This window comes from Flavobacterium sp. NKUCC04_CG, assembly GCF_019345525.1.
Lineage (GTDB): Bacteria > Bacteroidota > Bacteroidia > Flavobacteriales > Flavobacteriaceae > Flavobacterium.
Window position 1 is genome coordinate 36,783 of sequence record NZ_JAHKRA010000012.1, and the last position, 25,892, is coordinate 62,674.

The window sequence follows — 25,892 nt, forward strand, 5'->3', positions numbered from 1 at the left end:
AAGTGGGAGTTCGTTTTTTATTGGTTTGAAGCCTTTTTCAAAGCAGAGCCGCCGGGAAGATTCATTTTATCTGTAATAGCCGATATTTCATTAAGGCTAAAATTACCAGTTAACATTAATATAATAGTCTCTGCTTGTCCAGTTCCATCAGAAAACATCAATAATTGCTTGATGCTATTGGCTGTTGCTCCTGGATTGACATATATTTTAACCTTAGCACCTTGATCGGTTATGGTCATCAAGTTATCAAAGGTTTTTGATTGCACAAAATTATCGGTAGCCAACTTCATGTCGGCGCTTAAGGCACTGTTTTTTGTAGAGTAAACCTTCAGCGTTTCCAGTTTTTTAATCAGGCTTAAATAGGCTTGATTTTCTTTGTTTGACGTATCCATCTTTACGTTAGCCATCATGTCAAACATCTTTTTGTTGACATTGATGGTACTCACTTTATCGTTGTCGTCAAATTTATTAAATTCCGCTTGAGCAAAAGCGGTTAAGCTCATTAAAGAGAAACTCACAACGCTTATGATATTTTTGTAATTATTTTTCATGATTGTTTTTTTTAATAGAATCCAGACCTTTGTTTACTTGTGTCGATAGTAAATGTAATGCTTTTTCGGTTTCAACAATAGATTGAGAATCCGGCATAAGGGTCGTGTTTTCTAGTGTTTGTTCTTTTTTCTTCTTTATATTGATATAAGTCAATCCTATTGGTACTAGAAATAGCAAACCTAAGCCAATTATCAATAAGCTTTTTTTAGAAGGTGATGATGTTGTTTTTTGGGTATTCAAAATATTCGTTTTTTTTAAAAATTAAAGTTCTTAGCTACTCCTATAGTAATATAAGCAAATTCTTTGCCATAAAAAAATGCTTTTCACTACTGAAAAGCATTTTTTATGGTTTTTTCTAAAACGTTTAGTTTTTGTAGAAGTTATTGGTGTTAATTCCGCCATCAAAAGAGTTGATTTTTTTACCTTGTAAATCATATACCACTACAGCACTTTTTGATTTAAAGTCTAACGCATCGGCAGTGAATACACGTCCGTTAATCACGTCAAAAGCATAAAGGAAACCGTATCCTGATCCTTTAACGGTAAATAAAGGTTTGTAATCTACGGTAGTAGCTAAAGGTTTCCATGAAAATACGGTACCGTTAGATACATAATAAAGCATGTTTTGATCCACTCTTAATTTTTGACCGTTGGGAACTTTTGTAGAAGTAAAAGAAGTAATTACTTTATCGTTTTCAGTATTGATTTTATAATAATTAGTACGAGTATCAATACTGCTTATCGCATATACGAAACCGGTATTGGCAACGATATCTTGTAAGGCATCGGCTACTTTTATAGTAGAGGAGATTTCATCGGTAGCTGCATTGATAACAACGATTTCATTTCCAAAACCGAAAGCTGCCTTTTGAACGTAGATTTTATTGTTTTCGGAAACAACACGTTCTACAGGACCGTTTAATTTTATTTCTTTAATAAACTGATAATTTTCACTGTTGTAAATCGTAACGGATTTACTGCCTGCATTGGTTACATAAATTTTACCAGCTGCAAATGCAACAGAACGCGGTTGGTCGATATTTTCTTGTAGGGTAACAACTTTTTCAAAACTATAGCGATTAACAACTTCTACCTTGTTGGAGTTATTGACTACAATAAAAGCTTTATCGTTTAAGAACCCCATACTTTGAGCTACATCACCCAATACCGATTCGTCGTTGGTGTAGATATTGCGTTTTATGTCGGTAAGGCTATTACTAACAGCGTCAACGCTAGAGTTGGATGCACCAAAACCTCCTTCATTTAACATTAAAATGGTATTGCTGTAATTGTCCTTTATTGGATCGATTACGAAGGCATCATCCGATTTGCTACATGAAATAAAAAAGGAGACAGACAGTGCTAAAAGAATTATTTTTTTCATTTTAAAAATTGGTTTTGTGTTGAATCAATATTGGTATGCTAAATGCTAAATTTCGTTTTAACAAAATATAAACATTATTTTGCTTTTTCAAAATTATACTGAATTATTAAAATAACAAGTTTTCTGTGGTTTTTTTTACCGATAATCGTCAATTTTGTTTTTTTAACTTCAAAAACTAACCTTTTAAAGGGGTTTTTCGATTCTAAAGTTAAAATAAAGACCGATTTTACCTGCTATCAAGCTTGAATTCCAATATATTTTTTCGCAAAATAAGCCTACATTTGTAAAAATCATAGCCGATGAAAAAGTTTTTCCCTAGTATTTTTGTTTTATTTTTATTAGTTGCCGTTGGTTGTAAGCAGAAAGAAGCAACCGAAAAGACCATAACGGCGACCAACTCCATTCGTTATGCCGATGGATTTGAATTGTATGAATACAAAAATTTCTCGGTGCTTAAGGTCACACGACCTTGGCCTGGAGCAACTGAAAATCTGACTTATATATTAAAAAAGAATGCTGTTGCTATACCGGATTCCCTTTCTAAGTTTCCAACGATCTCGGTTCCAATAAAATCGGTTTTAGTAACTTCTACGACTCATTTACCGGCTTTGGAAATCTTAGATGAATTAACTGCTTTAAAGGGATTCCCTGGATTGGATTATATTTCTTCCGATTTGGTTCGCGCTAAGATAGAAGCGGGTAGTATTCGTGAAATCGGTAAAAACGAAACCTTAAATACGGAAATAGTACTAGATGTGGATCCGGATGTGCTAGTAGCCTTTGGAATGGACGGAAATAATCAGGTGCTAAACACTTTGGAAAAGTCTGGAATTCAAGTGGTTTATAATGGCGACTGGGCCGAGCAAACACCACTGGGTAAAGCGGAATGGATAAAGTTTTTTGGTGCCCTTTTTAATAAAGGTGATGTAGCAGAGCGAACTTTTACAACCATTGAGAACAACTATAAGGAAACCTTAGAAAAAATCAGTACAGCTAAAACCAAACCTACAGTGGTAAGTGGTGCTATGTATCAAGACGTTTGGTATTTGCCACAAGGTCAAAGTTGGGCTGCAGTTTTTTTTAACGATGCTCAAGCCGATTACCTGTGGAAATCAAGTGAGGGTACAGGGAGTTTGTCACTGTCTTTTGAAGCGGTTTACGACCGGGCAAAAAATGCAGATTTTTGGATTAATCCAGCTCAATTCGAAACCTTAGCGCAATTGAAAAAAGCCAATCCACATTATGCTAATTTTGAAGCTTTTAAAAACAAAGAAGTCTATTCTTTCGTTGGAAAAAAGGGAAAAACAGGAGGTGTGTTGTTTTATGAATTGGGACCGACCAGACCCGATTTAGTTTTAAAAGATTTAATCTCTATTATTCATCCCGAAATATTCCCCGATTATCAACGAACTTTTTATGAAAGACTCCAGTAAAAATAACGGCTCGTCTACATCTTTTTGGATTATAGTATTACTAATCGTTTTGTGTTTTTGCTTTATAGCCAATATTTGTATGGGAGCTATCTATATACCGTTTAAACAAGTTCTACTTTTGTTGATGGGGCAGGGCATAGAGCGCGAAAGTTGGGAATACATTATTTTAAATTATCGCTTTCCCAAAGCCATAATTGCGGTATTGGTCGGAATAGCCTTATCGGTCAGTGGGCTGATGATGCAAACTTTATTTCGAAATCCAATGGCCGACTCTTATGTGTTGGGACTGAGCTCAGGTGCTAGTTTAGGTGTGGCTATCGTTATTTTAGGTGCATCCTTTCTACCGGTTTATCTTCAAGGTTTTTTTATTTCTTCTGGAGGAATAGTAGCTGCTTCCATCTTGGGTAGTTTCTGTATTCTATTATTGATTTTATTAGTAGCTCGAAAAGTACAAGATTCGGTGACTTTATTGATTATTGGTTTGATGTTTGGTAGTTTTGCTAGCGCCGTAGTAGGTGTGTTAACCTATTTTAGTACAGCAGAACAACTTAAGCGATATACGTTTTGGGCCATGGGTAGTTTAGGGAATTTAGACTGGAATATTGTTTTCTTTTTTACTGTAGCCGTTTTAGTAGGACTAGCTTTTACTTTTATGTCTTTTAAAGCATTAGATTCTTTGTTGCTTGGAGAGCGGTATGCTGCCAGTTTGGGAATACACGTCAAACGTGCACGTATTTTAATTATTTTGGCAACGAGTATTTTATCTGGTGTTTCTACTGCTTTTGTCGGACCTATAGCTTTTGTCGGATTGGCTGTACCTCATATAGCAAGAATATTGTTTAAAACCAGTAGTCATAAAGTGTTGTGCCTGGCTTCTATGCTTTTGGGCGCTATACTTATGTTGATTTGTGATATGATTACTCAATATCCTGGGCAAGCTTTTGTATTGCCTATTAATGCCATAACTTCGATTCTTGGAGCTCCTGTTGTTATTTGGTTGATTTTGAAAAAAAATTAATTTATAAGTCGTAACTATAAATAAAGCGAGCTGCAATTAGCAATGGGCACCGCTTTGAAATAAATAACAATTAGAACATCTTATGCGCTGGAAAGTGAAGCTGTAACTAGACGAATGGAACACGAGAAGAATCTGCTTAAAAAAAACAGTAGATTGTGTAGATTTCAATTATCTTTGCGAATTGTAAAAAGGCATTATGACATTCGATTTATTACATACCGATCCGCAATCCAGAGCTAGGGCTGGAAAAATAACTACTGATCACGGGGTTATTGAAACGCCAATTTTTATGCCAGTGGGAACTGTTGCTACTGTAAAAGGAGTACACCAACGCGAGCTAAAAAACGACATCAAGCCGGATATTATTCTAGGAAATACATATCATTTATACTTACGACCGCAAACAGCTATTTTAGAAAAAGCAGGTGGTTTGCATAAATTCATGAACTGGGATAGTAATATCCTAACAGATAGTGGAGGGTTTCAAGTGTATTCTTTGTCTGCTAATAGAAAGATAAAAGAAGAAGGCGTGAAGTTTAAATCGCATATCGATGGGTCTTATCATTTCTTTTCTCCTGAAAATGTAATGGAAATTCAGCGTACTATCGGAGCCGATATTATTATGGCTTTTGACGAGTGTACACCTTATCCATGTGACTACCGTTATGCAAAACGCTCGATGCATATGACCCACCGTTGGTTGGATCGTTGTATATCACATTTGGAGAAAGTACCTGTGAAATATGGTTACGACCAAACCTTCTTTCCTATAGTTCAGGGTAGTACCTATAAAGATTTAAGAGCACAATCAGCAGAATACATTGCCAATGCAGGTGCTGCGGGTAATGCTATTGGTGGTTTGTCTGTTGGAGAGCCGGCAGAGGAAATGTATGCCATGACTGAAATTGTTACCGATATATTGCCTAAAGATAAACCTCGCTATTTGATGGGAGTAGGAACTCCAATTAATATCTTGGAAAATATCGCTTTGGGTATTGATATGTTTGACTGTGTGATGCCTACGCGTAATGCTAGAAATGGGATGTTATTTACGGCAAACGGAATCATAAATATCAAAAATAAAAAGTGGGAAGATGATTTTTCTCCTATAGATGAAATGGGACATACGTATGTGGATTTAGAGTATTCTAAGGCCTATTTGCGTCATTTGTTTGCTGCCAATGAGTATTTGGGTAAGCAAATTGCTACCATTCACAATTTGGGCTTTTATATGTGGTTGGTGCGTGAAGCACGTCGACAAATTTTAGCGGGTACCTTTGTACCATGGAAAGAAAAAATGGTAAAACAATTAGGCTATAGACTATAGTTTAAGAATTTTCAATTTTATATATTTAATACTTGCTGCAAGGTCAATTTCTGTCAATAGTTTTTTGGGTATTGACGGTGAAAAGTAAGCGGTATTTAACTTATAAAGTTTATAAGCTAAAAAATTGTTAGGTAGCGGTTTGCTGTAAGAACGAGTTAAAAGCAGAGCTGTCGTTTTTTTAATAAATAACTTTCTGTGAATTGGGCTAGATGCTTCGGTTTTTCTAATTAATAACCAGGGTGATAACCAATACCGCAGAATTGTAATATAAAAATATAATCTATCTATGAAAATAATCGATTGGTACATTCTAAAACGTTATTTAGGAACGTTTACCGTAATGTTACTGCTTTTTATTCCTATTGGAATAGTGGTGGATGTATCGGAAAAAATCAATCGAATATTAGAGAATAAAGTACCGTTGTCTAGTGTTTTGGCTTATTATTTAGATTTCACCATCTATTTTGCCAATATGTTGTTTCCGATATTGCTGTTTCTCTCTGTTATTTGGTTTACTTCTAAGTTGGCAAATAACACTGAAGTTATTGCTATTTTGAGTTCGGGTATTTCGTTTAATCGTTTTTTACGGCCTTATATAGTAGGAGCAACGTTGATTTCCTTATTTGCTTTATTAATGGGATTGATTTTGGTTCCTAAAGCTAGTGTGGGTTACAATGATTTTAAGTACAAATATCTTAAGCGAAATTCTGAGGTTCGAGAAACGCAAAATGTATATAAACAAATCAGTCCTGATGAGTTTATATATGTGAGTAATTTTAATTTCCAAAGCAAAACCGGTTTTAACTTTACGATGGAGAAGTTCAAGGACAATAAGTTGCTTTACAAAATCAGAGCCAGCAGAATTACTTGGAATCCTGAGCAAAAAAACTACACCCTTTCATCTTATTTTAAGCGATCTATTGGCCCGATGGGAGATCAATTGGAAAAAGCAGAAACAAAAGATTTGAAGTTGGATTTTGATATTGAAGATTTAACACCGGCTGTTTATGCGGCCGAAACAATGACCTTAGGTGAACTAAATAAATTTATTGAACGTGAAACCATGCGTGGATCGGCAAATATCAACGCTTATCTGGTGGTTAAATACAAAAAGTACAGTGTGCCCATCTCTACTTTTATCCTAACAATTATTGCTGTATCCGTATCTTCAATGAAGCGAAGAGGAGGTATGGGAGTTAATCTTGCCGTGGGAATATCGTTGGCTTTTACCTATATTTTCTTTGATAAAATTTTCGGGACCTTGGCGGAAGCTTCAACTATTCCACCGTTATTTGCAGTTTGGTTTTCCAATATTTCCTTCGGAATATTAGCTATAATTTTATTGAGAAATGCTAGGAGATAATTTCAAGAGCTACCTAAATTTACATTTCATTGTTTTTATTTGGGGTTTTACAGCCGTTTTAGGACAATTGATTTCTTTAGAAGCTTTGCCATTAGTATGGTATCGTATAGCCATTGCGGTTAGCTGTTTATTTGTTTATTTTTTGATTATGCGTCAGAAAATGACGGCGAGCAAAAAAAATATAAGCCTCTTTCTTTTGGCCGGAATTGTGATTGCCGTTCATTGGTTAACCTTTTTTGGCGCTATAAAAGCCTCTAATGTTTCCGTTACTTTGGCCTGTATATCTACAGGTGCCTTTTTTGCTTCTATTTTAGAACCTATTTTTTATAAGAGAAAAATAGTTTGGTATGAAGTGTTATTTGGATTAATGGTGGTTTTTGGATTGAGTATTATTTTTAGTGTAGAAACACAATATGTTACAGGTATCGTATTGGGATTGATTTCGGCCTTTTTATCGGCGGTTTTTTCTATTATAAATGGAAAATTTGCACAGAAACACGAGCCGAGTATCATCACTTTTTATGAGTTGGTTGGTGGATTGTTAATACTGTCGATTTATTTGGGAATTTCAGGAGGATTTAATCAGGAATTTTTTACGGTTAAATCGTCGGATTGGTTGTGGTTGATATTGTTAGGGTCTTTTTGCACGGCCTATGCTTTCTTGGCATCGGTAAAGGTTATGAAGTTTTTATCGCCATATACGGTGATGTTGACCATTAATTTAGAACCGGTTTACGGAATCTTATTAGCGGTTTTGATTTTTAAAGATAGCGAGAAAATGACCCCCGCTTTTTATATAGGTGCTTTGTTGATTTTGTCAACGGTAATTCTAAACGGAATCGTTAAGAATGTAAAAAAAAGCAAAGTAATTAAAAATTAGTCTTTGCAATGAGGAGGAAAACTTTATCTTTGTCGCTTAAACTGAACTAAAAATTTTTCTCTAAGAATGGAATATTTAGATTTTGAACTGCCAATAAAAGAACTTGAAGAGCAATTGGATAAATGCAATTTAATTGGTGAAGAGTCTGACGTTGACGTATCAACTACTTGCAAGCAGATTGAGAAAAAACTAGAAGAAACCAAAAAGAATATATATAAAAACTTAACCGCTTGGCAAAGAGTACAATTGTCAAGACATCCAAGTCGTCCTTATACGCTCGATTATATTCGCGCTTTATGTGGTTCTACTTTTTTAGAACTTTTCGGAGACAGAAATGTTAAAGACGACAAGGCTATGATTGGTGGTTTAGGTAAGATTGGAGATCAATCGTATATGTTTATTGGACAACAAAAAGGTTTTAATACCAAAACGCGTCAATTCCGTAATTTCGGTATGGCTAATCCAGAAGGATATCGTAAAGCTTTACGTTTAATGCGAATGGCTGAGAAATTTGGTATTCCTGTAGTTACCTTGATCGATACACCGGGTGCATACCCAGGACTTGAAGCAGAAGAACGCGGACAAGGAGAAGCTATTGCCAGAAACATCTTTGAGATGTTTAGACTTCAAGTGCCAATCATTACTGTTATTGTAGGAGAAGGTGCTTCGGGAGGTGCATTGGGAATAGGTGTTGGAGACCGTGTTTTTATGTTAGAAAACACTTGGTATTCTGTAATCTCACCAGAGTCTTGTTCTTCAATTTTGTGGAGAAGCTGGGAGTATAAGGAACAAGCTGCTGAAGCTTTGAAATTGACTTCTTTCGACATGAAGAAAAACAGAATGATTGATGATATCATTCCAGAACCTTTAGGTGGTGCTCATTACGACCGCGAAAAAACTTTTAAAACCGTTCAGGAATATATTGTGGAAACTTATGATGAACTGAAAAAGTTATCAACAGAAAAATTAATTAGTCAACGTATGGATAAATACGCCAATATGGGGGAATTTAAAGAGTAATTGATTAAAAATTATATTTAAAATCCGAAGCTTGCTTCGGATTTTTTTGTTGTGAACAATTGCAACAGAGTTTTCAACGTCCTTTTGTGAATATTTTCCATGGGATTAATAATGAAAAAAGCCTTACTTTCGTAATATGGAACAAGTCAAAAATTTTACGCAGTCTAAACCTGTCAATAAAAATGTTATTTCTCTGGAAAAGGGAAAAATACCTCCTCAAGCCGTCGAGTTAGAAGAAGCGGTTTTGGGAGCCATGATGATTGATAAAAAAGGTATCGATGAAGTAATTGACATTCTTCAACCGGAAGCTTTTTATAAAGAAGCACATCGTTATATCTTTGAAGCTATTGATCAATTGTTTGTCGGAAATCAACCGATAGATTTATTGACCGTGTCTACCCAATTGAGAAAAAATGCCCGATTAGAATTAGTTGGTGGCGATTATTATTTAATTGGATTAACTCAGAAAATCACCTCTTCTGCACATATTGAATTTCACTCCCGTATTATTTTACAGAAGTTTATTCAACGCAGTTTAATTAAGATTTCCAATGAAATCATTGAAGATTCCTATGATGAAACTACCGATGTTTTTGATCTTTTAGATAAGGCCGAATCTCGTTTGTATGAAGTGACGCAAGGGAATATTAAGAAAAGTTCCGAAACCGCACAGTCATTGGTTGCTCAGGCAAAGAAAAGGATTGAAGAAATCGGAAACAAAGAGGGTTTAAGTGGAATTGCCACTGGTTTTCACAAGTTGGATGAATTGACCTCAGGATGGCAACCCAGTGATTTAATTATTATTGCTGCACGTCCGGGTATGGGTAAAACTGCCTTCGTATTATCGATGGCTAGAAATATCGCTATCCAGTCGAACCACCCCGTAGCCTTGTTCTCTTTAGAGATGTCGTCGGTACAGTTAATTACCCGTTTGATTTCATCGGAGACTGGATTGTCCTCAGAGAAATTGAGGACCGGAAAATTGGAAAAACACGAATGGGAGCAATTAAATGTTAAAGTAAAAGATTTAGAGCGGGCCCCTTTGTTTATAGATGATTCCCCTTCGTTATCCATTTTTGATTTACGTGCCAAAGCACGACGTCTAACGTCGCAATACGGAATCAAATTAATTGTAATTGACTATTTGCAGTTGATGACTGCAGGAGGAAATGGAAAAGGAGGAGGAAACCGTGAGCAGGAGATTTCAACCATCTCACGTAACTTAAAAGCCTTGGCAAAAGAGTTGAGCGTGCCGGTGATTGCACTTTCGCAGTTGTCGCGTGCGGTGGAAACCCGTGGGACCTCTAAAAGACCGTTATTATCGGATTTAAGGGAGTCTGGAGCGATTGAGCAGGATGCGGATATTGTGTCGTTTATCTATCGACCAGAATACTATAAAATCGAAGAATGGGATGATGAAGAGCGCAGTCCTACAGATGGTCAAGCGGAATTTATCATTGCCAAACACAGAAATGGTGGATTGGAGAACATCCGACTTAAATTTATTGGAAAATTGGGTAAATTCGACAACTTGGAGGATAACTTTATGTCGTTTGACGAATTGCCATCACGAATGAATGCAGAAGACTCCAACAGTTTTACACAAGGATTACCTTCGAGTCAAGACGTTTTTGGTTCTGCACCTGATGACGACGATGTGCCTTTTTAATCGAATTCGCAATGACTAACAATTTTTAAACCCCGTAGGGGTGAAACGATTATTGATTTGGTTTTAAAACCTAGTAAACAATAGAGGCTGTCCAAAAGGACAGCCTCTATTGTTTACTAGGTTGCCGTTGTGGCATCCGGATTGGGCACTGCTGTTGCCGGTTTTGGTCGTGCAGCAGGCTTTTTGGGTACAGTTGTTTCTATGGTTTCCGTTGTCGGTACAACTTCTGCGGCTGGAGCAATTAATCGGCTCATTTCTGCCCAATTAATGTGTTCAACAAAGCGGTCGATATATTCCTTTTTATTGTTTTTATGTGTAGGGTAGTAGGCGTGCTCCCAAAGGTCTATCGCCAAAATTGGAATTCCAGCAACCTTGTACATGGGCATTAAGGGGTTGTCTTCGTTAGGAGTACTTAACAAAATGAGTTTGTCGTTGCTAAACATAACCCAAGCCCAACCGGACCCGATTTGTTGATTGGCCAATTGTTTAAACTTTTCTTTAAAGCCGTCTAATGATCCAAAATCTCGGTTAATCAATGTTAGTAGTTCTGCACTTGGTTTGCTGTCTGTTTCTTTACAGATGCTTTTCCAATAGATGTTGTGGTTGTAGTAACCACCGCTATAGCTCTTTAAAAGGGGGTGTTCGATATCTGTGCTGCCAAGAACAATCTCTATAGATCTCTTTTCTAAAGGCGTTCCGATAAGGGTTCTGTTTAAATTATGAGCATATCCCAAATGGTGTTTGGCATAATGCAAATAGATGTTTTCGGGATCTAAAAAATCTTTAAAATCTTCATACTGGTATTTTAGTCCTTCCATTTGAAAGGGACCTGTAGTGGTTTTAATTGTTTTTGGATTGGGAAATACGGACTTGGCCTCTTTTTGAAAGATGATAGCATCGGGAATTTGAACTTCCTGCAATTCTTTTTTTTCTTGACATGAAGTTGATAAAATCACAAAGGATGTTAATACGAAAACCGGAATTGCTTTTAGTTTCATTTTGATAAAATTGAATGGGCTAAATCGATATAGGCTTGTTTGGCTTCCTCTTTTGTCAAATGACTAATCTGAGACCAAGCATTGAATTTAAAAGCATTTCTTAAATCATTAGGTAAGGAATCAAATTGCACGTGATTTTTTCCTTCTGTAGCTTGTTTATAGTAAGCATAAATACTCAACATGGTGTCTGGAGGCAAGTCGGTAGCCTGTTCCGAAATTTTCTGATAAGCCAGTTGAAACTCTCTGTCTAAACTATTCATAAATTTATGGTGTTGAATTAAGAAGGCTTTTTTAAAAAACGTCCTTTACGATATATCGTAAAGGACGTGTAATCAGTTTTATTTTTGAGCGATTAATGTTTTAGCACCAATGGCTTTTTGATTTAATACGACTTGAATGTCAGTTCCCAACGGTAAATATAAGTCAACACGAGATCCGAATTTTATAAATCCAGCATCATCACCTTGTATAGCTTGAGAATCGACTTTGGCATAATTAACGATACGTTTGGCCAAAGCTCCTGCAATTTGACGGTACATTACTTCACCAAAAATGGGATTGTCAACTACCACCGTTGTACGCTCATTTTCTAAACTAGCTTTTGGGTGCCAAGCTACCAGATATTTACCTGGATGGTACTTGCTGTATTTGATAATTCCACTTAAGGCATAACGGGTTACGTGTACGTTGATAGGAGACATAAATATAGAAACCATCAATCGTTTGTCTTTAAAATATTCCGGTTCGTAAACTTCTTCAATTACAACAACTTTACCATCAACTGGTGCTAAGATGCTATGGTCAGTAACCGCAACTGGGCGGGATGGATTTCTGAAAAATTGTAAAACCAGAAGTAATAAAATTAAAATAATAACTTGTACAGTTGTTCTTAACCACGCTAAAGTGACTAAGTAATCTGATAAAAAGATTAACGCTACTGCGATGACTAACGCTACTAAAATTATTTTTGATCCTTCTTTGTGAAACATATTAGTTTAAAATTTGAAATATTAAATATAAAAATGGCGATACAAAGATAATACTATCTAAGCGATCGAGTATTCCTCCATGTCCAGGCATTATGGCTCCGCTGTCTTTAACACCGGCTTGTCTTTTAAATTTGGATTCTACCAAGTCGCCAATTGTACCAAAAATGCTGACAAAAATAGCACTACTTATCCAAAGTACAGCATTAAATTCTGTGAAATATTTGCTGAGTATAGTAGCGGCTATTACGGTGAAAATCAAGCCACCTGCAAAACCTTCAATCGTTTTCTTGGGAGAAATACGCTCAAATAATTTATGACGCCCCCATTTTTTTCCCACTATATAGGCAAAAGTATCGTTGGTCCATATTAAGATAAATATTCCAATTATGATATTGGGATGATAAATCTGATTTAGAAATGGTAAGTATAAAATGGCGTTAAAAGGCAGGATTATATAGCCCAGTAGCAAGAGGTATTTTTCTAAGTTTGTTTTGTCTTGTTTGCTTTTTTTAGAAAACAAGTCGACAAATAAATAAATCAGTAGCGCAACTCCAATAAAATTAAGGTAAAAAAACGCAGCGCTGTCTTTTAAGGCATAAATAGCAGCAGTGATTGTAATTCCTAATGCGAAACTCCAGACGAGCGAAATACGCGTCAATTTAGAGAATTCGTAAATACCTATAAGTAAGAATAAACCAAATAAGATTTGAAAACTAACTTGTGAATAAAGTGTTGCAGCCAGTAGTAGGATGATGTAAACAGAACCTGATATCGCACGAACGAAACTTTCAGACATATTATAAATCTTCTAATAAAAGTAAATATAAGTTTTTAGGGGTACTTCCGTAGTTTAAGAAGTGGTCGTCTTTACTGGGTTCAAAGCACTTAAAAGTGGTTATATTCGTTGGGAATACCGTTTGGTACTTCTTTTTAATTTCTCTTAGACCATCACTCTTACTTCGAGTTATTTGACTTGTAGTCGCAATAACTACGATGTTATTCGGGAGCTCTAACGGTTTTAAATGACTCACTTGTTTCGAAGAGAATAGAATTGATCCTTCATCTGCAATTAGGCTTTCGCAAGTGGTTAGAAGAAATAATGGGTTTTTAGGATGATTGTAATTGATTCGATTGTCCTTTAGCATCGGAATCAAATTAGATTCAAAAGTAATGGCTTCGGTTTCAAACCAATCGTTTTCCATAAGGATACTGACAAAAGTATCTTGTACTTCGGTTTCGGTTTCGCAATAAAGAAATTTACCTCCATTATTTTTAAAGTTAAAAGTAAACTCTTCATCAATCGGTAATTCTTTTTCTGGAAGATATTGGCTTTCCTTCGGACCTAATAGTTCCGACGAATTTGCAAATAATCCCCCTAATATCTTTTTAAAAAAACTCATATTGTCAAATCAACCTAGTTAGTACGCTAGAAACATCCAAAGATAAAAAAAATCTTAACTTAAAATGGCTTTAAGTTAAGATTTTTCAAGTGTTGTAAGAAAAAACGCTTAGTTTGTTTCTTCTAATATTATTTCTTCTTTATCAAAAGGTCTTTTGCCAAAGACATCTTCTAGATCTTGTTTGAAAATCACCTCTTTTTCACAAAGCAAATCAGCTAGTTGGATTAACTTAGCACGGTTTACTTCAAGTAAAGCTATGGCTCGTTGATACTGCTCTTCAATTAAATTGGAAATTTCTTTATCAATAATTTTAGCGGTTTCTTCTGAATAAGGTTTAGAAAAATTATAGTCATTTTGACCTGAGGAGTCGTAATAAGTTACGTTCCCAATTTTTTCATTCAAACCATAGATGGTAATCATCGCTTTCGCTTGTTTGGTCACTTTTTCTAAGTCGCTTAATGCACCAGTCGAAATTTGATCAAAAACAATGCGTTCAGCAGCACGACCTCCCATAGTAGCACACATTTCATCCAACATTTGATTGGTTCTAACAATCGAACGTTCTGCCGGCAAATACCAAGCAGCACCTAGACTTTGTCCTCTAGGAACTATGGTTACTTTGATAAGTGGTGAAGCGTGTTCTAACATCCAGCTTACCGTTGCATGTCCAGCCTCGTGTATGGCAATGGCATATTTCTCTTCTGGTGTGATGATTTTGTTTTTCTTTTCCAATCCGCCGATGATTCTGTCAACCGCATCGAGGAAATCTTGCATATCAACTTGTTTTTTGTCCTTTCTAGCTGCTGTAAGTGCAGCCTCATTACAAACATTCGCAATATCTGCTCCAGAAAACCCAGGAGTTTGTTTTGCTAAAAAGTCAATATCCAAATCGTCAACCTTTTTAATCTTTCTTAAGTGAACTTCGAAAATAGCTTGACGTTCTCTAACATCGGGAAGATCAACATAAATTTGTCTGTCAAAACGTCCTGCTCTTAAAAGAGCTTTATCTAGAATTTCAGCACGGTTGGTTGCGGCAATAACAATTACATTGGTATTGGATCCAAAACCGTCCATTTCAGTCAATAATTGATTTAAGGTGTTTTCTCTTTCGTCGTTAGATCCAGACATATTGCTTTTTCCACGAGCTCTACCCACAGCATCGATTTCATCAATAAAAATAATAGCAGGCGATTTCTCCTTAGCTTGTTTAAAAAGATCACGTACACGAGATGCTCCAACTCCTACAAACATTTCCACAAAATCCGATCCAGATAAAGAAAAGAAAGGTACTTTGGCCTCTCCAGCTACGGCTTTAGCCAATAGGGTTTTTCCAGTTCCTGGAGGTCCTACTAACAAGGCTCCTTTTGGGATTTTCCCTCCAATAGAGGTGTATTTTTCAGGGTTTTTTAGAAACTCAACGATTTCTACAATCTCGTCTTTAGCACCTTCTAATCCAGCGACATCCTTGAAAGTGATTTTGACGTCGTTTTTCTCGTCAAATAATTTGGCTTTGGATTTTCCAATAGAGAAAATTTGTCCACCGCCACCGCCAGCTCCGCCTCCCGTCATACGACGCATCATAAAGAACCAAAATCCAATGATGATGATGATAGGTAAAAAATTAAAGAAAATATCCCCCCAGTTACTTTCGGGTTCCGATTTGTAATCTTTAAGTTTACCTAGACTCGCTGCTTCTCCAATGCGTTTTTGAAATAGCTCCGAATTTCCGATGTCCGTAACAAATTGCGGACCGGTGTTTTCTTTACCTAAAATGGTTTTCTTTTGTAAACCTTCAAACTCTTTGCTCTCTAAGGCTTCTTTGGTAAGGTAAACCTTTGCCGACGTTTTATTGAACTCAACCTTCTCAACATAAGTTGAATCTAAATACTGATAGAATTTAGATAAACTCAATTGTTTGGAATCGCTAAATCCACTTCCGTTGGAAAGAAAATTTATTGCCAGTATAATTACTAAAGCGCCTCCGTATAGAATCCACGAATTGAATTTAGGTTTGTTTGAATTCGGTTTAATATCTTTAGACATATAATATGTTTAAAAAATTAATATTTAGTATTTAGAAATCAGTTTACAGAGAAGTTATTTTAGCATCTCCCCAAAGACTTTCTATTCGGTAGTAATCTCTGATTTGTTTTTGAAAAACGTGAACTACGATATTGACGTAATCCATCAATACCCATTCTCCATTTTCTTGTCCTTCAACATGCCAAGGTTTATCATGTAGTTCTCTAGATACAAATCGTTGTACCGAGTTGGAAATGGCATTTACTTGGGTATTTGAATTTCCGTCGCAAATTATAAAATAATCACAGGCGGTATTGTCGAGGGCTCTTAGGTCCAAGATATCAATGTTTTCTCCTTTTACTTCTTCAATTCCTTTTATGATGCTAGCTAATAGCTCATCATTGTTGATTTTTTTATCTGTCATTTATTTTTTTATAATTTGTGCAAAGTTATAATTTTTGTAAGTAATTTTGACTTCAAATATAATGAAACACTTGCAACATTCCCATAATTATTTCTAATGAATATTATCAAACTCGATGCCATTCCTTCCACCAATATCTATTTAAAGGAATTAGTTTCTCAATTGCCATTGGAAAACTATACGGTTGTTGTAGCCGAAAATCAGACTCAGGGAAGGGGACAACGCGGTTCTAAATGGGTCTCTGAAGTGGGTAGTAATCTAACCTTTAGCGTATTAATTAAGGATTTGTTGTTAAAAGTAGAAGATATTTTTAGTTTAAATATAATGATTTCGGTTAGTATATTTAAGGCTTTAGAAAGTCTAAAAATTAATTCATTAGCCATAAAATGGCCCAATGACATTTTGGCGGGAAATAAGAAGATTGGCGGTATTTTGATTGAAAATACTTTTAAATCTAACGGAGATGTACTTTCTATTGTCGGAATCGGACTAAATGTCAATCAAAAAAATTTTATTGATTATCCGCAAGCCAGTTCACTTGCTGTGGTGGCAGGTCGTGAATTTGACAAGGAACAACTTTTAGTTGCTGTTGTTGAAAAAATTATTTTCTATAGTAATAAATTGCGGAACGATGGTGCAGTAGAAATTTGGAACGACTACCACGCTGCTTTATTTAAAAGAGAAGTTCCCATCATGTTTGAATTGCCCTCCAAAAAGAAGTTTCTCGGAATGATTCAGTCCGTAACCCCAATCGGAGAGCTACAATTAATTAAGGAAGATCAAAGTGTTCATCGATTTCGACTAAAGGAAATAAAAATGTTGTATTAATTATTTTTTAATCTCTTTCTGCGGTATAAACTTCATGGATACGGAATTCATACAATAACGATTACCGGTAGTGTCCTTTGGACCGTCTTCAAATACATGTCCTAAATGTCCTTTGCAGTTAGCGCAAATAACTTCGGTTCGTTGCATCCCGTGAGAAATATCTTTTACATATAGTACCGATTCTTTGACGGCTTGGTCAAAGGAGGGCCAACCGCAATGACCATCAAATTTATTGTCCGATTCGAAAATCTTGTTGCCACAAGCAGCGCATACATAAATGCCTTTTTCATAAAAATCGTTATAAACTCCTGAAAATGGACGTTCGGTTCCCTTCTGGCGTAATACGTAATATTCTTCAGGAGTCAATTGCTCCTTCCATTGTTGGTCTGTGGTTTGGTCTGTTTTCATAGGCTGTTGTATTTGAGTGTAAGATTTTTGTTGGCACGAGAAACATAGTAATAATAGCAATAGGGAGTAGGTTTTCATAATTGCGAAGGGTTTATAAATGTTTTAATTCTTTCGATGACCGTTTTATCTCCTAAAATCTTTCGATGTCCTAGGTTTTTAGTAATCATAATCTCTCCGTTTTTTAGATTTTCATAAATGCGTTGTGCGGCAGTAACCGGTACGTCCAAGTCGTTTTCGTCGTGAATAACTAAAACGGGTATGTCGATATGTGCGGCTGCCTGATGTACACAAAAGCTTTCCATGGTTTGATTAAAGTGCTTTTCAAAACGGCTTTGCATCATCGGGGCAATTTGCGGACTTAATTCGAGCTGTTTTACAAAATCGCTAATGATGTCTTGTACCACATCACCGCTACCGATGATAATCGCTTTTTTGACATTTAGGCCTTGCTTGATAGCGTTGATGGTTGCCATGCCGCCAAGGGAATGACCAATAATCAAATCAAAGGGGCCGTGTTTTTCTTGTAAAACAAAACAGGCCTCGATAAATTCGGTCATATTGCTTTTATTTTTAGGCGATCTTCCGTGTCCTGTAGCGTCAAAACTAATGGTTTTATAATCTTTTTTTAGCAACATATTAGCGATGGTCACCAATTGAGTTCCCCTACCGTTCCAGCCGTGGACCAAAAGGGCTTTCTTAGTTTTGGGTGCACCATAATGGTACGCAATGATATCTTTTTTACATTTGGGTAACCATATTCGAGTTTTTTCACTCTTTTGATCCATTTCTAGTTCGCGCTTCGGAGCTTTAAACTTTAAAGGAGTAGTAAATAAATTCATCGCAAAACGCGTAGCCCATTGTAAAGAGAAAAACTGTAAAGTCTTGCCCGCTAGTCTGATGGGTTTTGGAATTTCTAAATTTTGACGATGTTTAGCAGTAGCGTTTGAAGCCATAACTTTTTTTTATAAAATTAAGCAATATTTCAATGCCTCAATTTATCAGAATGCTAAAAAAAATATAAGAATTTATTTGAAGAATATGGGAATTCGCACTATTTTTGATATCAAATTAAATAAAATGATGAAAAAGATTTTTTTGACAGCTACAGTGCTTTTAGCGGTGTCATGTGCTACAAATCCATTTACTGGAGCAAAAACGATGGCTTTGGTTAACGATAGCTCTTTATTTCCATCCTCTTTTCAACAATACGACAGCTTTTTAAAAGAACATAAAGTAATCAAAGGAACAAAAGATGCTCAACGCGTAGAGAACGTGGGTAAAAAAATAAAAGCAGCAGCTGAAAAATGGCTGGATGCTAATGGGTATAAGGGCTATTTGTCTCAATACCAATGGGATTATAATTTAGTTGACGACAAAGAAGTTAATGCTTGGTGTATGCCGGGTGGTAAAATCGTTTTTTATACTGGAATTTTACCGATATGTCGAGATGATGCCGGTATGGCGACGGTAATGGGACACGAAGTGGCGCATGCCTTGGCCAATCACGGGCAACAGCGAATGAGTGCGGGTATGTTGCAGCAGGCAGGTGCGGAAGTGCTTACCGCGGCAACTACAAAAACGAAAGCTTCAACGAAAGATTTATTGATGTCGGCTTATGGCGGTGGCTCCAACGTGTTGGGAATGTTGCCTTTTAGTAGAAATCACGAAACAGAAGCAGATAAAATCGGGCTAACATTAATGGCCATTGCGGGTTATAATCCGGATGCAGCAGTTGATTTTTGGGCGCGTATGGCTGCGAATTCTTCAGGGAGTGAGCCTGCTGAATTTATGAGTACACACCCTAGTAATCAATCGAGAATTGATAATTTAAAACGTTTAATACCTGAAGCAAAGGCTGAAGCAGCTAAATTTGGAGTTAAGTTTTAACTCCGAATGCTGTGTGAAAAATATTAATCTTTCCATTTTAAAGCTATGGCTAACTTTGTAAAAGGTAGTAAAAAAGTGCTAAACGCTTGGGCGTTTTACGATTGGGCTAATTCCGTTTATGCCTTAGTGATTTCTTCTTCGATTTTTCCCTTGTACTACGGTGCATTATTTCGCCTCAAAGACATAGAAGCATATCCTATATTTGGTATTGAAATTCGTAGCGAATCCATCATAAGCTATGTAACGGCTTTAGGTTTTTTTATCATTGCACTGATGTCTCCGTTTTTGTCGGGTATAGCAGATTATTTGGGCAATAAAAAATTCTTTCTTAAACTGTTTTGTTATGTAGGTTCGATTTCTTGTATGTTGTTGTACTTCTTTTCATTGGATTATTTGATATGGAGCTTATTGTTCTATTTATTTGCTTTAATTGGCTTTTGGGGAAGTTTGGTTTTTTACAATTCGTATTTACCTGATATCGCTTTTGTCGAACAACAAGATAAAATCAGTGCCAAAGGTTATGGATTAGGTTATATAGGAAGTGTGGTGCTTTTACTTATTAATTTGGCCATGTTAATGAATTACAAAAGCTTTGGATTTGAATCGGAAATGACGGCAATGCGTTTTTCTTTTCTTCTCGTAGGTCTATGGTGGATGGGATTTAGTCAATATACCTACAGGCATTTACCCGATTTTAAAAATGGAAGAAAATTCACATCATCGGTCTTCTTTTCTGGATATAAGGAGTTAAAGAAAGTATGGTCTGAACTCGGAAATTACGGGCCTCTAAAAAGTTATCTCATTGCGTTTTTCGTTTACAGTATGGCTGTGCAAACAGTGATGATCATCGCGGCTTATTTCGGTGAAAAGGAAGTGGCTTGGGGCGGTGACCAAGAGAGAACAATGGGCTTAATTGTAAGTATTTTGTTGATTCAAATCATTGCGGTTTTTGGAGCTTTTTTGACTTCACGACTTTCAGCTTTATTTGGAAATATCAATACCTTAATAGTGATAAATGTACTTTGGATATTTATTTGCGTCTATGCGTATTTTGTGGTGACACCGGTAGAGTTTTATATCGCAGCGGGATCGGTTGGTTTGGTAATGGGTGGAATACAATCTTTATCGCGATCAACTTATTCAAAATTGTTGCCAGAAACCAAAGACACGACCTCCTTTTTTAGTTTTTATGATGTTACGGAAAAGATAGGTATTGTAATTGGGATGTTTCTATATGGCTTAATCTCCGATATTACCGGTAAAATGCAAAATGCTATCTTGTTTTTAATCGTATTTTTTATTCTTGGCGTTTTCTTATTGGTGCGTATGCCTAAAGAGACCCGCATATGAGTTGTAGTGTGTAAAGAGTGGGGGATTTTGTGTTGTCTATATATATAGGTCGATGTTCTTTTTAAAATCTCTAACTTAAATTTTTTTAACAATAAAGAAATATGGACTTCTTTCACTCCAAACTTGGAACGATTATTTGTTAAAAATGATTTAAAATTTACGAGAAGTATATTTTTTTTATTTTTATTGCGATGATAAAATAAAAATTCTATATTTGAGCCTTTATGATAATTTAACCAAATATGAAAAATACCAATCTATTTCGCATTTTATTCGTTGCAATGATTTCAATTGTTGGATTTAGTTCCTGTGATGAAGAGAGTATAGAACCAACTTTATTGAACCAAGAATTAGTAGGCGAATCAATAGTTAGATTGATTTATCAAGATACTTTAATTATAAAAAGAGATATCGTTGCGCAAATAGATGAAAAAGGCGTTTTTTCATTCCATATTAAAGCGAAAAAAGAAGATATTTTACATTTGACTACCATGAGATTTGAAGAGGGACTTTTTCCTTCAAACATCAATATGGCTTCTTACTATTTTAGTAGTATTAATCAATTGGGAACTTCGGTAGATACTAAAAATCCTTTAACCAATACGGGATGGGTACGAATTACGAGTATAAATACCATTGCAAATGTGGTAAGTGGTGAGTTTAAAGTAAAAATTTACCCACCTGTAGATCCTGGAACTACTTCTGCAGTACTTATCAAACCTTTTGAAGTCGAAGGGGAGTTTAGAAATTTGCGATTTGTAAAAGCTGCTGGAGATATATTTGAAACAAAGATTGAAGGAAATAATTGGGTATATAAAAACCGTTCGGTTCGCGTTGAAAACGGACGTGTTGTCATTACTACTACCAATACAGTAACCGAAGAATTGATGGAACTTGCTTTTGATCAAAATTTAGAAGAGGGTAGTTATAACCTCAATAATTTTTCCGCTAGATATGTTTCTGCTGCTGGAGTTGCCTATGCTACTAATGTAGAGTTGGGAGGAAGTAGTTTGAAAATAGATCAAAATAGCAATAATAAGGTTAAAGGAAGTTTTTATTTAAAAATGAAAAATGCTTCTGGTAGCCAAACCGTAAATTTAACAGACGGCTCTTTTAACGTAGCATATTAATTACCCACCAAATACTTATGACGTTTTAAAAATCCTGTATTTTACAGGATTTTTTTATGGCATAATGATTGACTTAACTATACTATAATTAATCTATAATAATTTTGTAACATTGGTATTCAGTAAGTTAGTGATTTTTTGTTTGCTAGCTTTAATTTATATGAGAATATTTAATGACAAAATGACTTAAAAATAATATGGCAAACCAAAAAATTATTACAATAGACAATTTGTCACTTCACGATATGGATACGGATGCAGAATTTATTCCTCTTTTATCTTCAGAGGATGAAGAAGAGATGAATAATGAAGAACTTCCTTTGGAGCTGCCTATATTGCCATTGCGCAATATGGTGTTGTTTCCTGGAGTAGTTATTCCAATTACGGCAGGTAGGGATAAATCGATAAAATTGTTAGACGACGCTTACAATAACGACAAAACAATTGGTGTGGTTTCACAATTGGATGAAGAAGTTGAGGAGCCGGGCTTCGATGATATTTATACCGTGGGTACGGTTGCTAAGATTCTACGGGTATTAAAATTGCCTGATGGAAATATTACAGTTATTTTACAGGGTAAAAAGCGTTTTGAAATTGAAAAACGCCTAACCGAGGAACCGTATTTGAAAGCAAGTGTCCGTGAAGTATCAGAGTCGCGACCAGAAAAAGACGATACCGAATTTATAGCGATCATAGAATCAATTAAGGAATCGGCTATTGAAATCATTAAGGAGAGTCCTAATATTCCTTCAGAGGCTACTTTTGCAGTAAGAAATATTGAGAGTAATTCATTCTTAGTCAATTTTGTTTCTTCGAATATGAATTTGACTGTTGAGGAGAAGCAAAGTCTTTTAAAAATCAACGATTTAAAAGAGCGCGCTTTAGAAACCTTGAAAATAATGAATGTGGAACTTCAGAAATTGGAGTTAAAAAACAACATTCAGTCGAGGGTGCGTTTTGATTTGGATCAGCAACAAAAAGAATATTTTCTTCAACAACAGATGAAAACCATCCAAGAGGAATTGGGAGGTGTTTCTAATGAAGAAGAGTTTGAGGAAATGCGTCAAAGAGCTTTGACAAAAAAATGGACTGCTAAGGTTAAAGAACACTTCGAAAAGGAAATGAATAAATTTCAACGAATGAATCCTCAGGTTGCTGAGTTTTCAATACAGCGAAATTATATCGAATTCATGCTCGATTTGCCTTGGAGTGAGTATTCTAAAGACGTTTTTGACTTAAAAAATGCCCAAAAGATTTTAGATAAAGATCATTATGGCATCGAAGAGGTTAAGAAAAGGGTATTGGAACACATGGCAGTACTCAAATTAAGAAATGATTTAAGATCGCCTATTTTATGTTTATATGGTCCTCCTGGTGTTGGTAAAACCTCCATAGGGAAGTCCATAGCACAAGCATTGGGAAGAGAGTATGTTAGAATATCTTTAGGAGGTTTACGCGACGAAGCTGAAATTAGAGGACATAGAAAAACCTATATCGGTGCTATGCCCGGTAGAATTATGCAAAGTATTAAAAAGGCAAAAACATCCAATCCCGTATTTTTATTGGATGAGATTGATAAATTATCGACCAGTTATAACGGTGATCCTTCGTCTGCTTTATTGGAGGTTTTGGATCCGGAACAAAATTCGGATTTCTATGATAACTTCCTAGAAATGGGGTACGATTTATCTAAAGTGATGTTTGTAGCTACTTCAAACAGTCTGAGTACGATACAACCGGCACTTTTAGATCGTATGGAAATTATTGAAATGAACGGATATACCGTTGAGGAAAAGGTCGAAATTGCCAAACAACATTTGTTGCCAAAACAGATCAAGGAACACGGGCTAACGTCTAAAAACTTGAGTGTTGGCAAAAAACAAATGGAGTTTATCGTCTCTAAATATACTCGAGAATCTGGTGTTCGTGGTTTAGATAAAAAGTTGGCAGACTTGGCCAGAGGTGTAGCGAAAGCTATAGTAATGGAAGAGGAGTACCAGGTGAAAATGAACGAAGAAGATATTATTAAAATCTTAGGTACACCGCGTTTTGATGCGGATATGTACGAAAATAACGATACAGCAGGAGTAGTAACCGGTTTGGCTTGGACTCGTGTTGGCGGGGATATATTGTATATTGAATCCATTATTTCTAAGGGAAAGGGCAATTTGACCATGACTGGGAATTTGGGAACGGTAATGAAAGAGTCGGCTACAATTGCTTTGGAATATATTCGAGCTAATGCTGAAATACTGGGAATTGATCCGAAAATCTTAGAGACCTATAAAATACACGTACATGTACCTGAAGGAGCTACGCCAAAAGATGGTCCTAGTGCAGGTATTACCATGTTGACTTCCATGGTGTCTTCATTTACTCAAAAAAGAGTAAAAAAGAACTTAGCGATGACGGGTGAAATTACTTTAAGAGGAAAAGTTTTACCGGTAGGAGGTATTAAAGAAAAAATACTGGCGGCAAAACGTGCCAATATAAAAGAAATCATACTTTGTAAGCAAAACAAACGCGACATTGATGAAATTAAGGCCGAATACTTAACGGGTTTGACCTTCCATTTTGTGGATCGTATGAGTGAAGTTTTGGATATTGCTATTATAGACCAAAAAGTAAAGCAGGCTAAAGTTCTTTAGTGATGTTTTTACCGTAAGTAGTAAAAGAATATGAGCGTAAAGATTTATTTCTTTGCGCTTCTTTTTTTGTTCTGCTTTAATAAAAAATAATATCTTAGCGTTTTGATTATCAATTTACGAATTCCCTTTAAAAGATGAGAAAGCATATTTTTCTATTCCTTTTTGTTGCCATATCGTTTCAGGTCTTTGGACAGGTGGGAGGGGATTATACCTATCAATTTTTAAATATGACTCCGTCACCTCGACAAGCGGCATTAGGCGGAAAAGTAATTACCAATTGGGACAGTGACGTCAATCAACCTTTTTTTAATCCAGCCTCGTTAAATTCAAAGATGGACAATCAGTTGTCTCTTAATTTTGGAAAGTATTTTGGGGAAGTAACCTACGGTACTGCGGCTTATGCCAAAACATTCGACAACCGAAAAAACGTTCATATAGGAGTCAATTATGTCAATTATGGCGATTTTGAAGGTTATGACGAAAATGGAATTGAAACGGGACGTTTTACAGGGACTGAGGTTGCATTGTCTGTAGGGTATTCTTATCAAATCGTGTCGTCGGATTGGTATGTTGGTGCCAATGTAAAATTGATATCGTCAAGCTTGGAATCCTATAACTCATTTGGAGCTGCTATGGATTTGGGTGTTTTATATGTCGAAGAAGACAGCAAATGGAATTTTGCCTTTACCGTTCGCAATTTAGGAGCTCAATTATCAACCTATGCTGATCATAGAGAGAAATTACCTTTGGATGTATTGATAGGCGTTTCCAAAGAGTTGGAAAACGTACCTATTCGTTGGCATGTTACTTTAGATAACTTGCAAAAATGGGACTTGTCGTATTCGAACCCATCGCGTTCAGAAACCAATTTAGAAGGTGAAATTACCGAAGAGAAAGTAGGCTTTTTTAATAACGCTTTACGCCATGTAATCATAGGAGCAGAGCTTTTTCCCGATAAAAAATTTAATTTGAGGTTGGGATATAATTTTAGAAAAGGTGAAGAGCTACGCATCGTCGATCAAAGGCATTTCTCAGGTATTACTGCCGGGTTTGGATTTCGTTTCAACAGAATCCGTTTAGATTATTCTTATTCAAGGCATACAGTCGCTGCTAACACCAGTCTATTTGGTTTGGCTGTCGATTTACAATAATTAATTCTATT

25 protein-coding genes are annotated in these 25,892 nt (G+C 35.9%); 13 read left to right on the forward strand and 12 right to left on the reverse strand.

Features of this window, described 5'->3' with window-relative positions; all coding sequences use genetic code 11:
* Window positions 1-17: 17 nt before the first annotated feature.
* The 3 genes from KO524_RS10590 to KO524_RS10600 form a co-directional block, all read right to left on the reverse strand.
* Window positions 18-551, reverse strand: a complete 534-nt coding sequence (locus KO524_RS10590) for a DUF4252 domain-containing protein (protein ID WP_219293794.1) — start codon at window positions 549-551, stop codon at window positions 18-20.
* Window positions 541-792 carry a hypothetical protein gene (locus tag KO524_RS10595; RefSeq protein ID WP_219293796.1) on the reverse strand — a complete coding sequence of 84 codons (252 nt, stop codon included), beginning with the start codon at window positions 790-792 and terminating at the stop codon, window positions 541-543. Before KO524_RS10595 ends, KO524_RS10590 begins: the two co-directional genes overlap by 11 nt.
* A 124-nt stretch (window positions 793-916) precedes the next feature.
* On the reverse strand, window positions 917-1,936 hold the full coding sequence (locus tag KO524_RS10600) for a YncE family protein (RefSeq protein ID WP_219293798.1): 1,020 nt from the start codon (window positions 1,934-1,936) through the stop codon (window positions 917-919).
* A 299-nt stretch (window positions 1,937-2,235) separates the two neighbouring features.
* Here KO524_RS10600 and KO524_RS10605 point away from each other — a divergent pair, with 299 nt between their 5' ends.
* The 7 genes from KO524_RS10605 to dnaB all read left to right on the forward strand — a co-directional run bounded on the left by KO524_RS10605 (window position 2,236) and on the right by dnaB (window position 10,646).
* Window positions 2,236-3,369: an ABC transporter substrate-binding protein gene (locus KO524_RS10605; RefSeq protein ID WP_219293800.1), complete on the forward strand. Its 1,134-nt coding sequence runs from the start codon at window positions 2,236-2,238 to the stop codon at window positions 3,367-3,369.
* The gene (locus tag KO524_RS10610) at window positions 3,353-4,387 is read left to right on the forward strand and encodes an iron ABC transporter permease (RefSeq protein ID WP_219293802.1); all 1,035 of its coding nucleotides are present in this window, start codon (window positions 3,353-3,355) and stop codon (window positions 4,385-4,387) included. Before KO524_RS10605 ends, KO524_RS10610 begins: the two co-directional genes overlap by 17 nt.
* A gap of 196 nt (window positions 4,388-4,583) precedes the next feature.
* Complete coding sequence (gene tgt / locus KO524_RS10615) at window positions 4,584-5,714, forward strand: tRNA guanosine(34) transglycosylase Tgt (protein WP_219293812.1); 1,131 nt, start codon at window positions 4,584-4,586, stop codon at window positions 5,712-5,714.
* 286 nt (window positions 5,715-6,000) lie between these two features.
* Window positions 6,001-7,077, forward strand: a complete 1,077-nt coding sequence (locus KO524_RS10620) for an LptF/LptG family permease (RefSeq protein WP_219293814.1) — start codon at window positions 6,001-6,003, stop codon at window positions 7,075-7,077.
* The gene (locus KO524_RS10625) at window positions 7,064-7,957 is read left to right on the forward strand and encodes a DMT family transporter (RefSeq protein WP_219293816.1); all 894 of its coding nucleotides are present in this window, start codon (window positions 7,064-7,066) and stop codon (window positions 7,955-7,957) included. Before KO524_RS10620 ends, KO524_RS10625 begins: the two co-directional genes overlap by 14 nt.
* A 66-nt stretch (window positions 7,958-8,023) precedes the next feature.
* Window positions 8,024-8,977 carry an acetyl-CoA carboxylase carboxyltransferase subunit alpha gene (locus KO524_RS10630; protein WP_219293818.1) on the forward strand — a complete coding sequence of 318 codons (954 nt, stop codon included), beginning with the start codon at window positions 8,024-8,026 and terminating at the stop codon, window positions 8,975-8,977.
* A gap of 136 nt (window positions 8,978-9,113) precedes the next feature.
* Window positions 9,114-10,646, forward strand: a complete 1,533-nt coding sequence (dnaB, locus tag KO524_RS10635) for a replicative DNA helicase (protein ID WP_219293820.1) — start codon at window positions 9,114-9,116, stop codon at window positions 10,644-10,646.
* Window positions 10,647-10,762: 116 nt separating this feature from the next.
* Here dnaB and KO524_RS10640 read toward each other — a convergent pair whose 3' ends face one another.
* The 7 genes from KO524_RS10640 to rsfS form a co-directional block, all read right to left on the reverse strand.
* A complete protein-coding gene (locus tag KO524_RS10640) occupies window positions 10,763-11,644 on the reverse strand; it encodes a superoxide dismutase (protein ID WP_219293822.1) in 882 nt (293 codons plus the stop codon).
* On the reverse strand, window positions 11,641-11,904 hold the full coding sequence (locus KO524_RS10645; RefSeq protein ID WP_219293824.1) for an acyl-CoA-binding protein: 264 nt from the start codon (window positions 11,902-11,904) through the stop codon (window positions 11,641-11,643). The genes KO524_RS10640 and KO524_RS10645 overlap by 4 nt, the downstream gene beginning before the upstream one ends.
* Window positions 11,905-11,982: 78 nt before the next feature.
* Entirely contained in the window at window positions 11,983-12,633 is a 651-nt protein-coding gene (locus KO524_RS10650) for a phosphatidylserine decarboxylase family protein (protein ID WP_219293826.1), read from the reverse strand.
* Window position 12,634: 1 nt separating this feature from the next.
* The gene (locus tag KO524_RS10655) at window positions 12,635-13,429 is read right to left on the reverse strand and encodes a phosphatidate cytidylyltransferase (RefSeq protein ID WP_219293828.1); all 795 of its coding nucleotides are present in this window, start codon (window positions 13,427-13,429) and stop codon (window positions 12,635-12,637) included.
* Between the two features lies 1 nt (window position 13,430).
* Complete coding sequence (locus KO524_RS10660) at window positions 13,431-14,033, reverse strand: lactate utilization protein B/C (RefSeq protein WP_219293830.1); 603 nt, start codon at window positions 14,031-14,033, stop codon at window positions 13,431-13,433.
* A gap of 108 nt (window positions 14,034-14,141) precedes the next feature.
* Complete coding sequence (gene ftsH / locus KO524_RS10665) at window positions 14,142-16,076, reverse strand: ATP-dependent zinc metalloprotease FtsH (RefSeq protein ID WP_219293840.1); 1,935 nt, start codon at window positions 16,074-16,076, stop codon at window positions 14,142-14,144.
* A gap of 43 nt (window positions 16,077-16,119) precedes the next feature.
* The gene (rsfS, locus tag KO524_RS10670; protein WP_219293842.1) at window positions 16,120-16,479 is read right to left on the reverse strand and encodes a ribosome silencing factor; all 360 of its coding nucleotides are present in this window, start codon (window positions 16,477-16,479) and stop codon (window positions 16,120-16,122) included.
* 96 nt (window positions 16,480-16,575) lie between these two features.
* On the opposite strand from rsfS, the gene KO524_RS10675 reads away from it, so the two are divergent.
* Window positions 16,576-17,307, forward strand: a complete 732-nt coding sequence (locus tag KO524_RS10675; RefSeq protein ID WP_219293844.1) for a biotin--[acetyl-CoA-carboxylase] ligase — start codon at window positions 16,576-16,578, stop codon at window positions 17,305-17,307.
* On the opposite strand, the gene msrB is transcribed toward KO524_RS10675, so the two are convergent.
* Window positions 17,308-17,715: a peptide-methionine (R)-S-oxide reductase MsrB gene (gene msrB / locus KO524_RS10680; RefSeq protein WP_370629734.1), complete on the reverse strand. Its 408-nt coding sequence runs from the start codon at window positions 17,713-17,715 to the stop codon at window positions 17,308-17,310.
* 74 nt (window positions 17,716-17,789) lie between these two features.
* Complete coding sequence (locus tag KO524_RS10685) at window positions 17,790-18,668, reverse strand: alpha/beta hydrolase (protein ID WP_219293848.1); 879 nt, start codon at window positions 18,666-18,668, stop codon at window positions 17,790-17,792.
* A gap of 124 nt (window positions 18,669-18,792) precedes the next feature.
* On the opposite strand from KO524_RS10685, the gene KO524_RS10690 reads away from it, so the two are divergent.
* The 5 genes from KO524_RS10690 to porQ all read left to right on the forward strand — a co-directional run bounded on the left by KO524_RS10690 (window position 18,793) and on the right by porQ (window position 25,881).
* Window positions 18,793-19,602 (forward strand): M48 family metallopeptidase, encoded by an 810-nt coding sequence (locus tag KO524_RS10690; protein WP_219293850.1) that lies wholly within the window; start codon window positions 18,793-18,795, stop codon window positions 19,600-19,602.
* Between the two features lie 45 nt (window positions 19,603-19,647).
* Window positions 19,648-20,952, forward strand: a complete 1,305-nt coding sequence (locus tag KO524_RS10695) for an MFS transporter (RefSeq protein ID WP_219293852.1) — start codon at window positions 19,648-19,650, stop codon at window positions 20,950-20,952.
* Window positions 20,953-21,194: 242 nt separating this feature from the next.
* Complete coding sequence (locus tag KO524_RS10700) at window positions 21,195-22,082, forward strand: DUF6252 family protein (protein WP_219293854.1); 888 nt, start codon at window positions 21,195-21,197, stop codon at window positions 22,080-22,082.
* Window positions 22,083-22,279: 197 nt separating this feature from the next.
* Window positions 22,280-24,730, forward strand: coding sequence for an endopeptidase La (lon, locus tag KO524_RS10705; RefSeq protein WP_219293856.1), 2,451 nt, complete (start codon window positions 22,280-22,282; stop codon window positions 24,728-24,730).
* A 134-nt stretch (window positions 24,731-24,864) separates the two neighbouring features.
* On the forward strand, window positions 24,865-25,881 hold the full coding sequence (gene porQ / locus KO524_RS10710) for a type IX secretion system protein PorQ (RefSeq protein ID WP_219293858.1): 1,017 nt from the start codon (window positions 24,865-24,867) through the stop codon (window positions 25,879-25,881).
* Window positions 25,882-25,892 lie beyond the last annotated feature (11 nt).